A 19,497-nucleotide genomic window follows, 5' to 3' on the forward strand; every position below is an offset into this window, starting at 1 on the left:
TAAGCCGGGAAATCCTCCGTTTTTGCAACGGTCAAACAGAGCAAATGGAGGATGTAATTGTCACTGAATATCCTGTAACCGTTAAAATTAACGGGGAAGAGTTCGTGACAATGGTTTGTACCCCGGAACATATAGAAGAAATGGTTATTGGCTATTTGGCTTCGGAAGGCGTCATTCGCAAGTACGAAGATATTGAAGAAATCTGGGTTCAAGAAAAAGATGGCTATGTCCACGTGAAAACTAAAAAAGTGAACCCGTATTATCAAGAGTTCCAAAATAAGCGATACATCACATCTTGTTGCGGAGCGAGTCGTCAAGGGTTCGTGTTTGTCAACGATAAGCTAACCGCCAAGAAAATGACTTCAATGAAAGTTCGGATCTCAGTTGACGATTGCTTCCGGTTAATGAGCGAAATGCAGGATTCTGCTGAAACCTTCCAACAAACAGGTGGGGTACATAATGCAGCACTTTGCGATCGACAGTCAATCGTGTTAAGCCGAATGGATATTGGCCGCCATAATGCCTTGGATAAAATTTACGGATATTGTCTAAAACATGATATTTCAATTCGCGATAAAGTTCTTGTATTCAGTGGGCGGTTATCTTCAGAAATTTTGTTGAAAGTGGCAAAAATTGGCTGTGAAGTAGTGCTAACAAAATCAGCGCCAACGGAACTTGCTTTGAAACTGGCTGAAGAATTGAAAATCACGACTGTCGGTTTTATTCGCAACGGTTCGCTAAATGTTTATACCTGTCCGGAACGGATTGAGATTCCAGCTGAAGAGGCATTCCAAACTCTATGAAGCTAGTATTAAAAAAAGTATTGCACTATGAGTCGTTTTTCGTTAAAATGAAAACCGTTTCCAACACAACTATAGTGAAAACATAAAATGGCAAACTAGCAAGCTCTGCTGATTTACTTTTTTATGATGCTCTTAAGTTTTTAATACAATGATGGTTGATTTCTTTGTATCGAGTGCAAAGTGATTAGGCAGCATTCCAGCAAACCTTTTGATTTGGAAAAGGTTTATGGATGCTGCCTTTTTTGTTGGCGCAAGTTGATTGGGTGGATTGAATCCAGCCATAAAGATCATTTGTCAAAAATGGAGGGATGGATATGGCATTTCATAAGCCAAATAAAATTGCAGAATTAACAATTGAAGCAGGGGTAACCAAGACAAAACTTCCGTTTCCACAACTTTTGTTGCTAGGGTTTCTAGGGGGAGCGTTTATTTCATTCGGGTTTTTATTGGATATCCGTGTGATTGGGAATTTACCAGCAGAATGGGGAAGTTTAGCTAGTTTTCTCGGTGCGGCGGTGTTCCCAGTAGGATTAATTTTAGTCGTACTTGCTGGTGCTGAATTGATAACTGGAAACATGATGTCTGTGTCGATGGCGTTTTACGCAAAGAAAATTAAACTCAGCGATTTACTACATAACTGGGTTTGGATCACGTTGGCTAACCTGGTTGGCGCTTTGTTTGTGGCGTATTTCTTCGGTCATGTTGTGGGATTAACAGAAACAGGTCCATTCCTAGATAAGACAGTGGCCATTGCACATTCGAAAGTGGATGAAAGTTTCTTGCAAACATTTATCTCTGCAATCGGCTGTAACTGGCTCGTGTGTCTAGCGATTTGGCTGGCATTTGGTGCCGATGATTTTGCAGGGAAAATTGCGGGGATTTGGTTCCCTATCATGGCATTCGTTGCAATTGGCTTCCAGCACGTTGTTGCCAATATGTTCGTTATTCCGGCGGCAATCTTTGCTGGAGAAGTCACTTGGATGGAGTTCTTGGCAAATGTGGTTCCGACCTTTTTAGGAAATGTCGTTGGAGGAGCCGGATTTGTAGGTTTAATCTATTTTATTGTTTATCAGAAGAAAGCGAGCCACGCTCAAGTTCTACGTAAGGCTTCATAAATTGTATTATGACAGTCCAATTTTTAAAATTGGGCTGTTTTTTTATGGTTTTGAATGGAGAAAAGATGAATGGTTTTGTTGAATAATGACTTATAAAAACTTTGAACTTTTCTTACCATACCTTTATCCTTATTCTATAAGATTAGGAAAGTGCAAAGGATAACGATGAAGATATATAAGCTAAGAAACCATTTTAGAGGGATCAATAAAGGAACCCATTTTTATTTAATCGCTGAATCAGAATATATCGGTATCAAGGATTTTGTGTTAAGAACGAAAGATTTATCGCTCAGAGTGTCCGTTAGTGAAGGTGAGCTAGAGCAGCATTTTACTTTAGTAACAAATAAAGGTGAAAGTCCGTTTAACTAGGGGGATGCTGCCGACTGATAGAATAGAGAAAATACATCGTCCCTTTAAGTTTTACTTTATAATTCAAAGGCTCCGCTGGTAAGGGATGGAAAATTTTAGCGACAGTGTTGAAAAAACAGTCCAAAATAGTTTTTGTCAGAAAGTTTGCAAATAACGGAAGGGACTCTTATAGTAAGGGTAAGTGTGTTGAATAGGATGCAAGGTGGTGTTGGAGGACGAATTCGGTGGTGGATCAATTGATTGGCCGTTTACAGTTGTTCTGGCTAATGAATGAGTAGGTTTGTTGACTGCTGTCTAGTGATGGTGTTGTTCAAGGGTCTATTTTTGGATAGGGTTATCATATCCTTTGTTTTGGTACCATTTGGTATGGAATAGTCGATTAGATTTGAGCGGGGGATAGGAAAAATGTATACGGTTTTTACATATTTGTTTTCCCTTATTGTCATTGTGATATCCGTTCTTGTTACGTTACATTTCAAATATGAACTAGAACGAATGTTTCGGGAAGATAAAGAGGTTGTTGCTTTTCATATTTGTAATGTCATCATCGTCCTGATGACCGCTTTTATTGTTCACAGGGTAACAACAATCTATATTTTTGGAAATGAATTTAACTGGCTTCTGCAAATCTTTGTTCTGCTGTTTATGATTTTGCCGATCTACATCATCGGGCATATTTTATATAAAAAGTACCGGTTCAATAATCGGAAATACGATATTTCCGAGAACGGGAAGGTTCTCATTATCAATGAAAAGTATCTGCGGAAAAGGTAACGGTACCTTGCCATAGCTTGGTCATTATTTATAGAATTGAGAAAAGCGACTGATCTATTGAATCGTCGCTTTTTTAGCGTTGACACTAGCGCGCTATGAACTTTTATAAATCGCTCTATTCTCAAACTCTCTGGCTTTTAAGCAAAAAAATACTACTTAATGAGCTAGGTTATAAGCTCCATTTATGAGAAAAGGGTGCAAACTTAATTTAAACTTATAATTGGCTATTATTGCGTTAAAATCGGGTTTAGGATTTTAACAACAATTTTACGAAAAAGCTTACAAGTAAATGCCAATGCCATACACAAGGTAAAAACTTCCAACGAATAACAACTGTAGTTTTGAATGTCTTTTCTCAAACGGTATTGCGATACAAAGGGTAGTGAATAAGAGCCACCCTATGAAGCTTGCTTGACCTTCTAATGGCCCGAATTTATGTAAGAACAAAACAATGATAGATAGGATTGCCAGCGATATATAAAATTTCTCTTTCATCTCCATATGCCCCCCATAAAATAGTAAATCGATAATTCAGAACCAAGAGGGTATATCCGCTTATTTCCTCCCCAAATTACTACTTTTAAGAAAAAATTTATAACCGCTATAACACCCCTGTTTTGCAGGAGTTGTAGGATTCACATTAGTTCATATAAAACTTCCCCCTAATTCACTTACCTTTAAATACGTTCGAGTGGTGGAATGGTTTCATTTGGATGGTACCTTGTACGTTTGTGTAACTTTTATTGATTTATCATCTTCCAGCAAAATCCGCATTTATCTAAGTTGCTTGTCCAGTCAGGGAGCTCTCGGTTGAATAGAGTATAGAGAAGCTAAAGTAAAGGAGGGAAAGCATATGTCAGGATATGGTGGAGGCAGCAACGGTTTTGTATTAATTGTTGTTTTGTTTATTCTCCTAATTATTGTTGGATCTAGCTATGCTGCTTAAGGATCCAGCAGAGTGCTTTTTGTCAACGAGGCGCGCAGGATGAAGAAATCTTAAAAAGTATTTCAGATTTAAGCGTGGGTTCTATTTAGATTAGAATTCACGCTATTTTTTTTAAAACCTAATTTTTTTCAGTGAATCTTATCTAAACTTAAAAAAACTGTTTTCTAGCGGAATTTTAGATTGGGTCTCCTTAAGACGGTAATTAGGAAGAGTAGTATTTATATGGGGATATTATACATGAGTGATAATCCTTATGTTTTAGGATATTGAAAAGTGGGGGAGCAACGTTGATAACGAGCGGGGAGAAGGGGACAGAATAACAATAATCGGGAGAAATAAAATAAATGGATAACCGTTCTTCTGCCTTTAAATATCGGGGAGTTGGAAAAAGCGCTAGAAAGGAAAAACACTGTTGTGGGTTATCATCAACAGTGTTTTTTGGTGTTTTCCCTTATGTTAATGGGAAAAACAAGGTGGTTTAGATAGATGGATAAATGATGGGTTTGTGGTAGATCATTGGTCTAGCTTTATTTGCTTTCATCATCATCGGTATATAGATCGGAAACATACATCGCGATTTTCAATAGCTTTTGAAGTTCTAGTCTTTTTACGATATCTGAAAATGGATCTCGAGCTTGAGCGGCTGGCATATTTGCTGGTAACGAATCAACTACTGCTGGATTAAAGTTTCCAACTTGTTCAAGTAGCTTCCTTAATAGTGATTCTTGCGCTGTGCTTTTTTGGAGGAGCTGATTAAAGCTCTCTTGTTGTTGCTGCAATTGTTTTTGCATCATTCTAAGATAGTCCTCCTGTGCTTGTACCTGCTCAGACAGAGTTTTTACCAATGAATTCACTTTTTCTTTACTAGACATCTCTTGTTTTCCCCCTTTCTGCTGCCAAGAAGATAGCAGTTTGTAAACCATATACAACAATAGCGTATGAGTCTTGTCTTACGAGTGTATAGACAAACTGTTTAGAAAGGGAAAAAATGGGGAGGAACATAGAATTAAAAGAGTAGAGATGTCTTTAGATCTTTCCTTGTATATAGTCAAATATTTGTCTTCAGGGTGAAATTTCCAGGTGCCAGGCACCATCCATATTTTGTAAGGTGCCAGGCACCATCCAGAAATTGGTACCTTATTCCTTTTTCTCTTTTTTATGGGAGCATGTAAACTTCATAGTTTGGTATTTCGGGTAGGTTGGTTTTGACTAGGCGGCCTTCTTGGACGAGTTCGTTGATGTTTTTTTCGATTTCTGCTGGATCGGCTCCATAGAGATCAGCCATTTTGACAGGTGAGACCGACATATATTTTGGGTTTTTTGTAGATGAAGTTATCATGGATTCAACATGTTGATAGATTTTTTCCTTGTCCATAAAAACGTATCCTCCTTCGTTTTTCCTCTTACTTATCATTTCCCATCTCTTCCAGTTACACACCTTTCTTCTCTTAAAATATTGTCTTATGCATGATTCTTATAGGTTTAAGCAATTCTAAAAACATCAAGAGCAAAGGAGGGAGAAAAAATGGGGTTTCATCAACCACAACGAATTGCCGAATTAGCGGTTGACGCAGGGGCACGTAAGGCTTCGTTGCCACTAGTGACGATGCTTGTCCTCGGTTTCTTAGGTGGTGCTTTTATTGCAATGGGATTTTTGCTGGATATCCGAATTGTCGCAGGATTGCCTCCTGAATGGGGCACGTTTAACACTTTTTTAGGGGCGGCCGTGTTCCCTGTGGGTCTTATTTTATTGATAATCGCTGGAGGCGAACTCCTAACTGGAAATATGATGGCGGTTACTATCGCTTGGGTTTCAAGGAAAATAACCGTACAAAAGCTGTTGAAAAACTGGTTTTGGATTACGATTAGCAATTTTTTAGGAAGCATTTTTGTTGCTTTTCTTTTTGGACATGTGATCGGCTTAACAGAAACATATCCTTATTTAGCCAGCACGGTGACAATGGCTGAAGGAAAGTTGGCACAAGGCTTTTGGGCGAGTCTCATCTCTGGAATTGGTTGCAACTGGATGGTTGGTCTTGCAGTGTGGTTATCTTATGGCGCGGATGATATCGGTGGGAAAATCCTTGCGATTTGGTTTCCCATTATGGGTTTTGTGGCCATTGGTTTTCAACACGTTGTAGCGAATATGTTTTTGATTCCTGCTGCGATATTTGCTGGGTATTTTAGTTGGATTGATTATTTAGGAAACTTCATTGCCGTCTTTCTTGGGAATGTGATCGGTGGCGGTTTATTTGTCGCCTTTGCTTATTATGTGGCGTATATCGGCAACGCCGAACCTGTGGCGGCAGAAGGCAGCAATCTGCTAGAAATAAAAAATAGACAAAAAATGAGGAGGTAGAAAATGGAGAAATCTACTTTTTCGATTAAAATCAATGATAAAGAATACGATGCAAAATCAGGGCAAACGATTCTCGATGTTGCTCAGTCACAAGATTACTTTATTCCGAGTATTTGTTATCATCCGAATCTAGGTTCAATCCAAACATGTGATACGTGCTTTGTAAATGTGGGCGGTAAAATGGTAAGAGCTTGTACAACTAAAGCTGAACCTGATATGAAAGTGGATACACTTTCTCGACCGGTGAAAGATGCGCAATATGAAGCAATGTCGCGGATTTTAAAAAATCATGAACTGTATTGTACCGTGTGCGATAACAATAACGGCAACTGTGTGGTTCATAATACGGCCGAGCATTTAGAGATCGAACATCAAAAATATGAATTTGTGGCAAAGCCTTATCCACCGGATAACTCACATCCTTTTTACCGCTATGAACCGGATCAGTGTATTTTATGCGGTCGGTGTGTGGAAGCATGTCAGGACTTGCAAGTAAATGAAACATTAACGATTGATTGGAAACGCGAAGCGCCTCGTGTCATTTGGGACAATGATGTACCAATTGATCAGTCTTCCTGTGTTTCATGCGGTCATTGTGTAACGGTTTGTCCATGTAATGCGTTAATGGAGAAATCCATGCTTGGTGAAGCAGGATTCTTAACATCGATTCCACCAAAAGTTCTTGAGCCGATGATTGATTTAACGAAAGAAGTGGAGCCGGGCTACAAAGAAATATTTGCGATTTCAGAAGTGGAAGCCGCGATGAGAAAATCGCGTATCAAGCGCACCAAAACGGTTTGTACGTATTGTGGCGTTGGATGTAGCTTTGAAGTGTGGACGAAGGACCGCGAAATCTTGAAAATTGAACCAACAGAGGATGCCCCAGTTAACGGAATTTCTACTTGTGTGAAAGGAAAATGGGGCTGGGATTTTGTTAACAGTGAAGAACGGTTAACAAAACCGTTGATTCGCCGTAACGATGAATTTGTTGAGGCAACCTGGGATGAAGCGCTTGGTTTGATTGCTGAGAAGCTCGGTGGGATAAAAGAAGAACATGGCCCTGATTCAATCGGCTATATTGCGTCTTCAAAATGTTCCAATGAAGAAAACTTTATCTTCCAAAAGTTTGCTCGAGCCATCATGGGGACGAACAACATTGATAACTGTTCCCGCTATTGTCAGTCTCCCGCTTCATCTGGCTTAATGCGCACGGTCGGGATTGGAGCAGACTCAGGATCAATGCGTGATATTGAACAGTCGGAGTTAGTGATTGTGATTGGCGCGAATCCAGCAGAATCACATCCTGTGTTAGCAACACGTATTAAGCGAGCGCATAAACTTCATGGTCAAAAATTAATTGTTTCGGATATTCGTAAACATGAATTAGCTGAGCGAGCAAACCTCCATGTTCATCCTAAGCCAAGTACTGATTTAGTATGGTTAAATGCTGTAACCAAGTACATATTCGATCAAGGCTGGGAAGATACGGAGTTTTTACAAAAACGTGTAAATGATGTCGGAAAATATAGAGAATCACTTGAAAAATATACACTTGAGTACGCGGAAGAGATTACAGGTTTAACCCGTGCGGAGCTGATTCAACTAGCAGAAATGATTCATGAAGCCAAATCGGTTTGTATTTTATGGGCTATGGGAATTACCCAGCATTTAGGTGGAACCGATGGAAGTACCGCAATCTCAAACCTTTTACTTGTCACAGGAAACTATGGACGCCCTGGTACAGGAGCTTATCCATTACGTGGGCACAACAATGTCCAAGGAGCTTGTGATTTTGGAACGATGCCTGCTTGGTATCCGGGATACGAGCCTGTACAAAATAAGCAAGTTCGCGAACGTTACGAACAAGCCTGGGGCGTTTCATTGCCAGAGAAGCCAGGTTTGAATAACCATCAAATGGTTGAGGGAATCGATAATGGCAAATTAAAAGCTTTATATCTATTCGGAGAAGATATGGCAATTGTTGATTCTAACTCCAACCACGTTGAAGCGGCCTTTGAAAAGCTTGAATTCTTTGTCGTTCAGGATGTCTTTTTCTCACGAACGGCTCAATATGCGGATGTTGTTTTACCTGCGGCACCAAGCCTTGAAAAAGACGGAACGTTTGTCAATACAGAGAGACGGATTCAACGCTTTTACAAAGTGCTTGAGCCACTAGGGGACTCAAAACCAGATTGGATGATTTTCCAAGAGCTTGCGAATCACTTAGGGGCGAACTGGAACTACAAGCATCCAAGTGAAATCATGGATGAAGCGGCCTCATTAGCTCCAGTGTTTGCAGGGGTCAGTTACGAGCGCTTAGAAAACTGGGAAAGCTTGCTCTGGCCTGTGGATAAAGATGGTACAGATACACCGCTTTTATATACCAATCGCTTCTTTTTCCCAGATGGCAAAGCTCGTCTGTATCCTGTTGATTGGACCCCACCATTTGAGGCTGGAGAAGAGTACGACTTGCATTTAAACAATGGTCGATTGCTTGAGCATTTCCATGAAGGAAATATGACATATCGTTCAGAAGGATTGACGCATAAGGTACCACATCCATGGTTGGATGTCTCAGAAGAGTTGGCAAAAGAACGTGGACTTGAAGACGGTTCGTTGGTACGCTTAACCTCTCCGTATGGTCAAGTGAAAGTGCGCGTCATTGTCACGGATCGTGTAAAGGGGAATGAAATTTACTTAACGATGAACAGCAGTGATCAATATGAAGCTGTAAACCGTTTGACAAGTAGTTATCACGACAAAATCACTCATACGCCAAATTACAAAGAAATGGGTGTCAAAATGGAGATTCTTGAAGAAAAAGGTGAGTCTCCACTACCAAAGGTAAATTACCGATTTGGAAACCGGATTCCTCAGCTTAGCGTAAAAGTCGAGGAAAAATGGGCTCGACCTGATTTTACTCCAATACCAGAATTGTTTGATGTGGAAGGTGATGAATATGGCGAAGGCAATCAGGCAAATTAACAAGTCTACTCCAAATCCTGTTGAGGAACAAATGCAAGCGGTGACCGAATTGATGAATGCAGTAACCGCAAACAAAGATGCGCTGATTACCACAATAGACATCATTAAAGGGCTTAATGAAATGGGTGTTTTAGATGCAGCAAAAGCAATGCTTGAGCAGCGTACGGACATTGGAGCGATTGCGATTCAACAGCTGAATCAACCGAACATGCATAATACGATTAAGAATGGGATGAACGCACTAAAGTTTATTGGTTCCATTAATCCGGAACAGTTGCAATCGATTTTAAATGGAGTTACTCAAGGATTTGAACGTTCAGCGGAAGTGGTCAAAAATGGCGAAAATCAAAGTTTGTGGAAGCTCGGAACAAGTCTTCGTGATCCAGATGTTAAAGCGTCATTGTCGACGATGATGGAATTTTTACATGGAATGGGCGAAGCGTTTAACCAAGACCCGCAACAGGGTGTTCATTAGAAAGGAGGTGGCAGAATGGAAAAAGGAATGATGAAGCTGGATGGCATGCGAAGTCAAGAGGATGCAGACAAGGTGCTACATGCCTTAAATGAAGTGTGGGGAGTTCGCGAGGCGGAGGTTAATGTTCACTCGCAGGAAGCTCTGTTCAGCTTTGATGAAAAAGCTGCCTCACTTCAGGATTTTGAACAAGCAGTCCGGGATTGTGGTTATAACGTGATTAAACAATAAGATTGTTTGAAAGAGGTGGGATGATGAAGGTTTGTGAAGTATGTGGATTACAAGAAGAATGGAATGAAAGTGAAAAAGACGAGATAAGGATGGAAACGGGGTTGCTTCACGTATGTGACAATTGTCAACAAGACCGACATTTTCATCCGTTTAATTCTGTTGAATAAACGGAAGGGAGAAGGAGCATCAAGCTTTGTTTTGAAAATGCTATGCTCTTCTTCCTGCCACTTCTTTAGTTTGAAGGAGAGATGGGTGTGAAACCAATTGAGGTAAAACGGAGGACCTTGCGATTTTGCAATGGGAGCGCCGAAGAGACCGAGGATCACATCGTAACTGAATATCCTGTTACTGTAAAATTAAATGAAAAAGAACTGGTGACAATGGTATGTACACCGGAATACATTGAAGATTTGGTGGTTGGTTTTCTAGCATCTGAAGGTGTTATTCGCAAGTTTGAAGATATCCAAGAGATATGGGTACAGGAAAAAGAAGGCTTTGTTCATGTGAAAACAAATAAAATGAATCCGTTGTACCAAAACATCCAAAGTAAACGCTATATAACGTCCTGCTGCGGAATGAATCGACAGGGGTTTGTGTTTGCCAGCGATGCGCTTACTGCTAAGAAAATTGATGGCATTCAGGTAAAGCTTTCTGTAGACGATTCGTTTCGGTTGATGAATGATATGCAACAAGCAGCAACGGTTTTTCATCAGACCGGCGGCGTACATAATGCCGCGCTCTGTGATGTCAACGGAATGATTTTGTCAAGAATGGACATTGGCCGCCATAATGCTTTAGATAAAATTTATGGTTATTGCTTGAAAAATCAGCTTTCGATTCGCGATAAAATCATTGTGTTTAGCGGCCGAATTTCTTCTGAGATTCTCTTGAAAGTTGCTAAAATCGGCTGCGAAATTGTTTTGTCAAAATCAGCGCCAACCGAACTCGCACTCGAACTAGCCGAAGAACTAGGAATTACCACCATTGGGTTCATTCGCAATGAATCATTAAATGTCTACACCTGTCCAGATCGAATCTTAAACGCCTCCAACCTCTAAAAGTGGAGATGCAATCCCTTTCCTAAGTATTTTCCAAGTATCTTCCAGGTGCCAGGCACCATCCAAAAAAATGGATGGTGCCTGGCACCTGGATTTTTTTTGCAGAAGTGGTGTCCATAAAAGGAAGTGCTGGTTATAAAAATGACCAGCACGTGTAAAGGTAACTGTTCGCAATTAAATTCTGCCAATGTCTTCTGTTCGCCTTTGGATTCCTGTCATTCCTGGAACCCAATTGGCTGGTACACCTAATCCGGTTTGCCTTCCATATTGGATGGCTTGGAGGAGTCGCAAAATTTCATGTGTGTTTCTGCCGACTTCACGTGGATAAATGAGTTTTGCAATAATGATTCCTTCAGGATCTATGATGACAGTTCCTCGCAAAGCTACACCAGCGGTTTCGTCAAAAACACGGTAAGCACGGCTAATTTGTTGATTTCGGTCACTTACTAATGGATATTGCACGTTCCGGACAGAAGGGGAAATATCCTTAAAAACTTTATGCGCGTAGACGCTATCTGTACTGATTGCTAAAACTTCTGCATTTAGTTGTTTGAACTGAGGGTAAAGAGCAGCAACTGCTGCCAATTCTGTCGGTCAAACAAAAGTAAAATCGCTGGAATAGAAAAAGAGAACCGTCCATTTTCCTAGAAAATCTTCTAATTTGAGCGTTTTTATTTGATTATTAACATAAGCTTCCGCTGAAAAGGTTGGGGCAATGTCCCCTCTTGTTGCCATGAAGGGCATAGAATGAGCAGCAATTTGTGCCGCTGTTGGTTTCTGGTTCAATTCAATCCTCCTCACAATCGATTATTGCCTATTATTGATGTCCCGCTCTTATGGGGGAGTTGGGGCTGCTGGAAATGCGTTCCTCCCTGTTACTATATGCCTAAAAGTGTTGATTGGGATTTGGGAAAGAGCCTAAAATAAAGGATGATTGGAGAGGGATTTGGATGGTGTGGAAAAAATCTCCCCTGATAAGCTGAAAATATGATATGATTTGTTTGCAATTAAATAATCCGTTTTTGGGAAACGGGAGAGGTTCTTAGCTACCCTCTTAAAAAAACTAAGGAAAACAGGACTGCTTTCTTAGTGGTCCTGTTTTCTTTTTAAAGGAGAGAAATGACAACATGAAAAATGAAAAAGCGATCGTTGTATTTAGCGGAGGACAGGATAGCACAACTTGTCTTTTTTGGGCGATGGAACAATTTGCAGAAGTTACTGCGGTGACGTTTGATTATAATCAACGGCATAAAACGGAGATTGAGTGTGCGAAAAACATTATAGCAGAACTAGGGATTCCGCATCATATCCTTGATATGAGTCTATTAAATCAGTTAGCTCCGAATGCTTTAACTCGTCAGGATATCGAAGTGAAAGACGGAGAGAATGGAGAACTGCCTTCAACGTTTGTTCCGGGTCGCAATCTTTTATTTTTATCGTTTGCGGGTGTGTTAGCCAGCCAAATTGGGGCAAAGCATATTGTCACCGGGGTGTGTGAAACTGATTTTAGCGGCTATCCGGATTGTCGCGATGTGTTTATTAAATCGCTGAATGTCACGTTAAATCTATCAATGAATCAGCCATTTGTCATTCATACACCGCTGATGTGGTTGAATAAAGCGGAAACTTGGAAACTAGCTGATGAACTCGGAGCGTTTGAGTTTGTTCGTGAAAAAACACTCACTTGCTATAATGGTGTAATTGCTGACGGTTGCGGCGAATGCCCGGCATGCAAGTTACGTAAAAATGGTCTTGATGAATACTTGAACGAGCGAAAGGGGCTGTAACCATGTACGGATTCCGGATTGTGGAAAAGCTTCAGAAAATCGGTGAGGACATTCAGCGTGACCAACTAAAATACCATCATAAACGCGTGATGGTCAGCAAGGAATTTACGTTTGATGCGGCTCATCATTTGCATGACTATGAAGGAAAATGCAAAAATCTACACGGACACACCTATAAAGTTATTTTTGGGATTAGTGGCTATGTGGATGAGCGTGGCTTAATGATTGACTTTGGTGATATTAAGTCCATTTGGAAAAATGAGATTGAAATTTTCCTTGATCATAAATATTTAAATGAAACGCTACCAGCAATGAACACGACTGCTGAAAACATGGTTGTTTGGATCTTTGAAAAAATGGAAGCAGCGTTGCAGTCCGAAGCAAGAAAAACTCAAGGAGCGCGAGTGGAATTTGTGCGCTTATATGAAACACCAACAAGTTTTGCGGAAGCGAGAAGGGAGTGGATGGTTCATGAGTAAACTCCCGGTTATTGAAATCTTTGGTCCAACGATTCAAGGAGAAGGAATGGTCATTGGTCAGAAGACGATGTTTGTCCGAACTGCTGGCTGTGACTATTCTTGTGCATGGTGCGATTCTGCATTTACTTGGGATGGCAGCGGCAAGCATTTGGTGAAACAGATGAAAGCGGAAGAGATTTGGCAAGAGTTGAAAAACGTTGGTGGAGACCGGTTCTCGTTTGTAACGATTTCTGGTGGGAACCCGGCGCTGTTGAAAAATTTAGATGAGCTGATTAAATTGCTAAAAGAGAACGGAATGAAAATTGGCCTTGAGACGCAAGGGAGCAAGTGGCAAGATTGGTTTTATGAAATTGATGAACTCACCTTGTCGCCGAAACCACCGAGTTCAAAGATGACGACGGATTTTGAGGTTTTAGATGGGATCGTTCAACGTTTGAAACAAGCTGAGAACCCTCACCATCAGTTCAGTTTGAAAATTGTGGTGTTTGATGACCGCGATTTAGAATATGCGAAAGATGTCTATCGGCGATATCCTGGTGTACCGTTTTATCTTCAGGTTGGAAATGAGGATATGGGAAATTTAGATAATGCGAAATTAGTGTCCGACTTGATTGGTAAATACGAGTGGTTGATCGACCAAGTTACAATGGATGCTGAGTTGAATGATGTGAAAGTATTGCCGCAATTGCATACGTATGTATGGGGAAATAAGCGGGGAGTTTAAAAGATTGGTGAAAAAAAGAGCAGTGATGTCCTTGGTTTGGGTGTCATTGCTTTTTTGTTTGTTGGGTGCATCCAATTGGGGCGAGAATTGGAAGGCAATTTTTTGAGGTAGAGTTTTCACTGAGAGATCTTGGTGCCCGATGGAGGGGGGGGCAGGACGGAATGATAAGATTGAAATCTATGTACCCGCGTGTTAAAGGTAAAATATAGGGACGGTAAAATAGAGGAAGTCTACGTGCCCGTGAGGAAAGGAAAAAAGTGAAAAACCGTGAATAAGGGGAAGTAAATGTTCAAGAAAAGAGTCTGATTTAAAGAAGTTCCTTTAAATCAGACTCTTATTACTAACTCGATAATCAACTATGTACGAATACGTAGTTGGATTAGACTTCTATTTACATATCTAAATCTGTAAATGCATATGGCAATAACTCTTTTAGGGACAATTCTAAGATCTCTTGCTTTTCGTTTGTTAAATAAACAGGCATGTCAGGTAAGCAGAATTCAGCTAAAACTTGTCTGCAAATGCTGCATGGTGGAAGGTAATCGACCGTGTCACCTGCAACCGCAATTGCTTGGAAATCACCTTTACGGTAACCGTTTGCAACGGCGGTAAAAATAGCGGTTCTTTCGGCACAGTTGGTTGCACCTAGGGAAACATTTTCTACGTTTACGCCATTAATAACAGTACCATCTTTTAATAATAATGCCACTCCCACTGGGAATTTTGAATAAGGCACGTAAGCATTTGCTTTCATCTGACGTGCACTTTCCATTAAGTGCTCTTTATTCATCGTATCCATCCCTTTCAAAATAAGAATGAACCTTTCACAGTCCCCTATACGCCAACATAGTTGGCAGGACTTCTAATGTATAATTTTACAAATTGTTTGTCAACAACGAAATTGTTAATTCTTCCAATTGATAGGAAAAAGGACCCTGAATCAGCGAAAATGCGGCCTTATTAAAAAAGTACGGACTGAGACAAAGTTTAGCTACTTACCGTCTAGTTCCGATTACGTGAACTTTTTACTACTTATCGATTTCTTTTAAAAATGTTAATAGTTTTTCCAACCAACGGATATTATCATCGGCTCGGTTAAAGGCGTGGTCACTAATAAATTCAACGGCTCTTTGCTGTTTTTCATCAAGGGTTGCGAATTGTTTTTGCATTTCTTCGTTATGCTTCACTTCTCGATAGTGGGTCCAATTCTGTTTTTCTTTTTTGATTGCATCTTCGAGGAAAATAGCTGCTTTTTCTGGGTTGATATATTTCACCATATAAATGGAGATATACAAATCTTCAACTTTAGCCCCCTTTTTAAAACTTCTGTAGATTTCTTCCTCAAGAAATTTTCGTCCTGCCTCAGTGATTATGTACAACGTTTTGTTGGGCCGATTTTCTTTATGAACCGTTTCGACGGGTTTAATCAGTCCTTTTTTCTGAAGGGATTCGAAATTATAGTAAAATTTTCCCTCGCTCATATTTTGAATGGGTAGCGCATCGAGTAAAGTTTTCTTTAATTTATATGGATGACTCGTTTCTTCTGCTAAACTCCCAAGTATAAATAATGATAGAGACAAGTGAAGCTCTCCTTTCTAACATCAATCCTTTAAATGTTTAAATTTTACCATAATCCCTTTGCGTCTTCCTTCCCTTTAAAAAAACAGCGGTTGAATATGGGTGAATAAATACCTACAAAACTTTTCTTTCACTAGTTGGTACGGGAGTCTACCTATTACTAATTACTCTATAAAAACTACTCTGATTAGAGTAAAGTGAAAGAGTAAGTAAACGCTGTAGTTTTAAAATGGTGGAGGAGGCTAAATCGTTTATGACGAAAGAAATCATCCCAATTAATGAAATCACCAACTTCCAGTCACGTGCAGAAGAATTTTTCCCGATTGAATGGTACAAACATATGTTAGAGAATCATCCGGTGTATTATCATGAAGCAACAGATACATGGAATGTGTTTAAATACGAACATGTGAAACAAGTGTTGAGCAATTATGAGTACTTTTCGAGTGAAGGTACGAGAACAGCGATTTTTGTTGGCGATAATCACAAAAATAGTATGGATAAAGAAGAATCTCCATTGAACCTGACCAATTTGGATCCGCCTCGTCATCGAAAAAGTCGATCATTGTTGTCGGCTGCTTTTACGCCGCGTAGTTTGAAGACTTGGGAACCTCGGATTCAACAGATTGCATTCGATTTAGTAGAAGAAATTCAGGTGGATGAACCTGTTAATATTGTGGAAGCATTAGCTGGACCGCTACCATGTTTTGTCATTGCTGATTTATTTGGCGTGCCACTTCAAGACCGCTATCAGTTTAAAAAATGGGTAGATATTCTTTTCCAACCTTACGATAAAAGCAGATTAGCAGAGATTGAGATGGAAAAAGAAAAAGCGGCGAGAGAGTATTTTCAATATCTATACCCAATTGTTGTTCAAAAACGGACCAATCTTTCCGATGATATCATCTCCGATTTAATCCGCGCTGAAGTGGATGGGGACCGATTTACCGATGAAGAAATTGTACAGGTTACGATGTTGCTTTTAGGGGCGGGTGTTGAAACAACAAGCCACGCGCTTGCCAATTCATTTTATGGATTGCTTTATGATGATCCTTCTGTCTATGGTGAACTTAGAAATAATCTTGAATTGGTGCCCAACGCTGTCGAAGAAATGCTACGTTATCGTTTCCATTCTTCTAGACGGGATCGAACAGTAAAACAAGACAATGATTTGCTAGGTGTTCCGTTGAAAAAGGGCGATGTAGTAATTGCTTGGATGAGTGCATGTAATCTGGATGGAAACATGTTTGAGAATCCTTACACCATAGATATTCATCGGAAGAATAATAAAAAGCATTTGACATTTGGAAGTGGTCCGCATTTCTGTTTGGGTGCTCCTCTTGCTCGATTGGAAATGAACATTGCGCTGGAAACGTTTATAAAAAGGTTTTCTCGCATTGAACCGATTAAAGGATATGAATTAGAACAAAATTTAACTGCTTCTGCCACGGGGCAGTCGCTAACCTCATTGTCAATGAAAGTATATAAGTAAAAGGTGAGGAAGAGGGAACATCAGATTATACTGGTGTTCTTTTTTGTTGTCTGGTGTTTAAGAGGATATTTTAATTTCTGTGTGGAATAAAGATAGAAATGTTGTTCCAGGAAGAAGGAGAAATGTGATGAATGAAAATGAAGTGGTCAAAGAAGTATTTTTAGCAGCTCAAATAAATGATCAAGCTTATCTAAGTAAGTTACTAACAGAAAATGCTGATCTAGCCAATCAAGAAAATGATGTTGGACTTACGCTTTTAGGATATGCAGCGCATTTTGGCCAGACCGAGTCAGTGAAAATATTATTAAAATTTGGGGCGGATGTGAACGCTTTGTCGCATTCGAAATTAAGTTTTATCCCGTCAAATACAGCACTGCATGCGGCGATTGCTGGTGAGCGAAATTTAGAGGTGATTGAACTTTTACTTGAACACGGAGCAAAGACTACAATTATGGATAGCAACGGACATTCTTGTTTACATACGGCTGCGTACCACGATGATAATACGGAAATTATCCATAGGTTACTTCAGTATGGAGCTCAAGTTGAACAAAAAGGACCAGATGGAAAAACGGCATTGGATCTCACAATCGAGCAAGGGCATAAGCAAGTGGAGAAGACATTACGTCAAAGTGTTCAATCATAAATAGGTCTAGATTTACATGTTCGTTTTCATGGATCGTACAAATGGGCTTCTATTTGTGAGCTGGGCAGATGTTCGAATTAAGTCAAATTTTAAACCTCCTCTTATCTAGCTTTTAAACGTATGTGGGCTTGTGCCAGGCAGTGAAGATGTATTTATTTTTATGTAAAAATTCTATGTAATTCCCTCACAAGATTCCTTGCAAGGTTCTATCCCTTTATAGAAAAAAAGATTCATATTAGATTGGAATCTACCGGGAAGGGAGATGCTGGATTAAACGAATAGTGAAAAAAACACTAGGAGGGTTAAAAATTGTACGAATTAAAAACGAAAGAAACTGATAATAGTGTAATTGAATTTATTGAAAGTGTGGACAGTCCCAAAAAAAGAGCAGATGCTTATCAGTTATTGGACATTTTTACAGAAACAACAGGATTTGAAGCGAAGATGTGGGGCCCAAGTATTATCGGATTCGGTTCTTATCATTATAAGTATGCTTCCGGACATGAAGGCGATGCCCCTTTAGTCGGCTTTTCGCCAAGAAAAGCGAAAATCAGTTTGTATTTTGCTACCGGGGACCCTAATCGCGAACAGTGGTTAAAAAGATTTGGTAAGCACACTTCAGGGAAGGCTTGCGTTTATGTTAACAAAATTGCGGATATCGACATCGAGGTGTTGAAGGAATTAATTATTCAATCGGTTGCATTCTTAAAAAGAACATATCCTGAATCATAAAAAGAAAGTGATAGACTAAAAAGGGTAGGAATAAGAAACAAACCGCTAAGGTTATGCGTTTAGCGGTTTATTATTGTTCCTATATTATCATCTATTTTTCCCTCGACATCTTTACTTGCAGTCTTTGTATTGAATAAAAATGGATGTACACTTGAGAACTAAACATCTAAAATCTTCACCTATAAGCAAAAATGATTTTTATATAAACATTTGATTTGTTCTCGTTATTTTTTTGACAAAAAGGATGTTTTCTATCAATCAACTTAACAAGGGGTGTTGTATGCGACATAAGAAAAATAATCTGGCAAAGTATCGGTTTTCATATATGGAGAAAGAAATTCTACTTTAATTTAAAAAAACTCTTGCAATCAAAGAGTGATAGATGTTATTCTAATTTGGCTGCTTTGGAAGCGGTTGAAGGTAATGACATTCATGCCAACGTTACAAAAAAACTTTTTCAAAAAAGTATTGACGAATTGGTTGAGATGTTATAAGATATTTCTTGTCGCTGAAAACGACAATGAAAATAATTGCTCTTTGAAAACTAAACAAACAAGCGTCAACAAACAATATTTATCGTGTTTCTTCTATTATAATATGGAAAAACATGAGCCAACGTTTTTTATTATGAGCTAATCACTCTTACTTTATTGGAGAGTTTGATCCTGGCTCAGGACGAACGCTGGCGGCGTGCCTAATACATGCAAGTCGAGCGAACCAATGGGAGCTTGCTCCCTGAGGTTAGCGGCGGACGGGTGAGTAACACGTGGGCAACCTGCCTGTAAGACTGGGATAACTCCGGGAAACCGGGGCTAATACCGGATAATTCATTTCCTCTCATGAGGAAATGCTGAAAGACGGTTTCGGCTGTCACTTACAGATGGGCCCGCGGCGCATTAGCTAGTTGGTGAGGTAACGGCTCACCAAGGCCACGATGCGTAGCCGAC

Annotated in this window: 22 protein-coding genes, 1 rRNA gene, 1 pseudogene and 1 riboswitch; of the genes and pseudogenes, 18 read left to right on the forward strand and 6 right to left on the reverse strand. The window is 39.8% G+C overall.

Features of this window, described 5'->3' with window-relative positions:
* The first annotated feature begins 44 nt into the window (after positions 1 to 44).
* The 4 genes from fdhD (M3182_RS17670) to M3182_RS17685 all read left to right on the forward strand — a co-directional run bounded on the left by fdhD (M3182_RS17670) (position 45) and on the right by M3182_RS17685 (position 3,061).
* Positions 45 to 803, forward strand: a complete 759-nt coding sequence (fdhD, locus tag M3182_RS17670) for a formate dehydrogenase accessory sulfurtransferase FdhD (RefSeq protein WP_432806719.1) — start codon at positions 45 to 47, stop codon at positions 801 to 803.
* A 314-nt stretch (positions 804 to 1,117) separates the two neighbouring features.
* Positions 1,118 to 1,918 (forward strand): formate channel, encoded by an 801-nt coding sequence (locus tag M3182_RS17675; protein ID WP_251559287.1) that lies wholly within the window; start codon positions 1,118 to 1,120, stop codon positions 1,916 to 1,918.
* A 165-nt stretch (positions 1,919 to 2,083) separates the two neighbouring features.
* Complete coding sequence (locus M3182_RS17680) at positions 2,084 to 2,287, forward strand: hypothetical protein (protein WP_251437130.1); 204 nt, start codon at positions 2,084 to 2,086, stop codon at positions 2,285 to 2,287.
* A 405-nt stretch (positions 2,288 to 2,692) separates the two neighbouring features.
* Positions 2,693 to 3,061, forward strand: coding sequence for a hypothetical protein (locus M3182_RS17685; protein ID WP_251559288.1), 369 nt, complete (start codon positions 2,693 to 2,695; stop codon positions 3,059 to 3,061).
* A 279-nt stretch (positions 3,062 to 3,340) separates the two neighbouring features.
* On the opposite strand, the gene M3182_RS17690 is transcribed toward M3182_RS17685, so the two are convergent.
* On the reverse strand, positions 3,341 to 3,556 hold the full coding sequence (locus M3182_RS17690; protein ID WP_251559290.1) for a hypothetical protein: 216 nt from the start codon (positions 3,554 to 3,556) through the stop codon (positions 3,341 to 3,343).
* 358 nt (positions 3,557 to 3,914) lie between these two features.
* Here M3182_RS17690 and M3182_RS17695 point away from each other — a divergent pair, with 358 nt between their 5' ends.
* Positions 3,915 to 4,007, forward strand: a complete 93-nt coding sequence (locus M3182_RS17695; protein WP_251559292.1) for a YjcZ family sporulation protein — start codon at positions 3,915 to 3,917, stop codon at positions 4,005 to 4,007.
* 527 nt (positions 4,008 to 4,534) lie between these two features.
* Here M3182_RS17695 and M3182_RS17700 read toward each other — a convergent pair.
* Together M3182_RS17700 and M3182_RS17705 are read right to left on the reverse strand one after the other, a co-directional pair.
* The gene (locus tag M3182_RS17700) at positions 4,535 to 4,879 is read right to left on the reverse strand and encodes a hypothetical protein (RefSeq protein ID WP_251559294.1); all 345 of its coding nucleotides are present in this window, start codon (positions 4,877 to 4,879) and stop codon (positions 4,535 to 4,537) included.
* Positions 4,880 to 5,163: 284 nt separating this feature from the next.
* Positions 5,164 to 5,382, reverse strand: coding sequence for a hypothetical protein (locus M3182_RS17705; RefSeq protein WP_251437148.1), 219 nt, complete (start codon positions 5,380 to 5,382; stop codon positions 5,164 to 5,166).
* 150 nt (positions 5,383 to 5,532) lie between these two features.
* Here M3182_RS17705 and M3182_RS17710 point away from each other — a divergent pair, with 150 nt between their 5' ends.
* From M3182_RS17710 to fdhD (M3182_RS17735), 6 genes are all read left to right on the forward strand, one after another.
* Positions 5,533 to 6,366: a formate/nitrite transporter family protein gene (locus tag M3182_RS17710; RefSeq protein WP_251559295.1), complete on the forward strand. Its 834-nt coding sequence runs from the start codon at positions 5,533 to 5,535 to the stop codon at positions 6,364 to 6,366.
* Positions 6,367 to 6,369: 3 nt separating this feature from the next.
* A complete protein-coding gene (gene fdhF, locus M3182_RS17715) occupies positions 6,370 to 9,351 on the forward strand; it encodes a formate dehydrogenase subunit alpha (RefSeq protein WP_251559297.1) in 2,982 nt (993 codons plus the stop codon).
* A complete protein-coding gene (locus tag M3182_RS17720; RefSeq protein ID WP_251437154.1) occupies positions 9,326 to 9,826 on the forward strand; it encodes a helical membrane plugin domain-containing protein in 501 nt (166 codons plus the stop codon). Before fdhF ends, M3182_RS17720 begins: the two co-directional genes overlap by 26 nt.
* Before the next feature lie 15 nt (positions 9,827 to 9,841).
* Positions 9,842 to 10,054, forward strand: a complete 213-nt coding sequence (locus M3182_RS17725; RefSeq protein ID WP_251437156.1) for a heavy-metal-associated domain-containing protein — start codon at positions 9,842 to 9,844, stop codon at positions 10,052 to 10,054.
* Positions 10,055 to 10,074: 20 nt separating this feature from the next.
* Positions 10,075 to 10,221 (forward strand): hypothetical protein, encoded by a 147-nt coding sequence (locus tag M3182_RS17730; RefSeq protein ID WP_251559299.1) that lies wholly within the window; start codon positions 10,075 to 10,077, stop codon positions 10,219 to 10,221.
* Positions 10,222 to 10,308: 87 nt separating this feature from the next.
* Entirely contained in the window at positions 10,309 to 11,112 is an 804-nt protein-coding gene (fdhD, locus tag M3182_RS17735; RefSeq protein WP_251559301.1) for a formate dehydrogenase accessory sulfurtransferase FdhD, read from the forward strand.
* A 174-nt stretch (positions 11,113 to 11,286) separates the two neighbouring features.
* Here the strand turns inward: fdhD (M3182_RS17735) and M3182_RS17740 are convergent, their stop codons facing one another.
* Positions 11,287 to 11,856 (reverse strand): peroxiredoxin, encoded by a 570-nt coding sequence (locus M3182_RS17740; protein WP_251437192.1) that lies wholly within the window; start codon positions 11,854 to 11,856, stop codon positions 11,287 to 11,289.
* Between the two features lie 285 nt (positions 11,857 to 12,141).
* Positions 12,142 to 12,185, forward strand: a riboswitch (PreQ1 riboswitch).
* A 42-nt stretch (positions 12,186 to 12,227) separates the two neighbouring features.
* Here M3182_RS17740 and queC point away from each other — a divergent pair.
* From queC to queE, 3 genes and pseudogenes are all read left to right on the forward strand, one after another.
* Positions 12,228 to 12,899: pseudogene (gene queC / locus M3182_RS17745) on the forward strand (7-cyano-7-deazaguanine synthase QueC); the annotation flags it as partial.
* A gap of 2 nt (positions 12,900 to 12,901) precedes the next feature.
* Positions 12,902 to 13,378: a 6-carboxytetrahydropterin synthase QueD gene (gene queD / locus M3182_RS17750; RefSeq protein ID WP_251437169.1), complete on the forward strand. Its 477-nt coding sequence runs from the start codon at positions 12,902 to 12,904 to the stop codon at positions 13,376 to 13,378.
* Complete coding sequence (queE, locus tag M3182_RS17755) at positions 13,371 to 14,102, forward strand: 7-carboxy-7-deazaguanine synthase QueE (protein ID WP_251437171.1); 732 nt, start codon at positions 13,371 to 13,373, stop codon at positions 14,100 to 14,102. Before queD ends, queE begins: the two co-directional genes overlap by 8 nt.
* Positions 14,103 to 14,493: 391 nt before the next feature.
* Here the strand turns inward: queE and M3182_RS17760 are convergent, their stop codons facing one another.
* Together M3182_RS17760 and M3182_RS17765 are read right to left on the reverse strand one after the other, a co-directional pair.
* Positions 14,494 to 14,892, reverse strand: a complete 399-nt coding sequence (locus M3182_RS17760; protein ID WP_251437173.1) for a cytidine deaminase — start codon at positions 14,890 to 14,892, stop codon at positions 14,494 to 14,496.
* Positions 14,893 to 15,130: 238 nt separating this feature from the next.
* The gene (locus M3182_RS17765) at positions 15,131 to 15,682 is read right to left on the reverse strand and encodes a PadR family transcriptional regulator (RefSeq protein ID WP_251437175.1); all 552 of its coding nucleotides are present in this window, start codon (positions 15,680 to 15,682) and stop codon (positions 15,131 to 15,133) included.
* Positions 15,683 to 15,933: 251 nt separating this feature from the next.
* Here M3182_RS17765 and M3182_RS17770 point away from each other — a divergent pair, with 251 nt between their 5' ends.
* The 4 genes from M3182_RS17770 to M3182_RS17785 all read left to right on the forward strand — a co-directional run.
* A complete protein-coding gene (locus M3182_RS17770) occupies positions 15,934 to 17,172 on the forward strand; it encodes a cytochrome P450 (RefSeq protein ID WP_251437183.1) in 1,239 nt (412 codons plus the stop codon).
* Positions 17,173 to 17,299: 127 nt separating this feature from the next.
* Positions 17,300 to 17,818 carry an ankyrin repeat domain-containing protein gene (locus M3182_RS17775; protein WP_251437185.1) on the forward strand — a complete coding sequence of 173 codons (519 nt, stop codon included), beginning with the start codon at positions 17,300 to 17,302 and terminating at the stop codon, positions 17,816 to 17,818.
* Positions 17,819 to 18,127: 309 nt separating this feature from the next.
* The gene (locus tag M3182_RS17780) at positions 18,128 to 18,550 is read left to right on the forward strand and encodes a DUF1801 domain-containing protein (protein ID WP_251437187.1); all 423 of its coding nucleotides are present in this window, start codon (positions 18,128 to 18,130) and stop codon (positions 18,548 to 18,550) included.
* Positions 18,551 to 19,197: 647 nt separating this feature from the next.
* Positions 19,198 to 19,497, forward strand: a 16S ribosomal RNA gene (locus M3182_RS17785); the annotation flags it as partial.

The organism is Mesobacillus maritimus (assembly GCF_023715205.1).
In the GTDB taxonomy this organism is placed as follows: domain Bacteria; phylum Bacillota; class Bacilli; order Bacillales; family Cytobacillaceae; genus Mesobacillus_B; species Mesobacillus_B maritimus_C.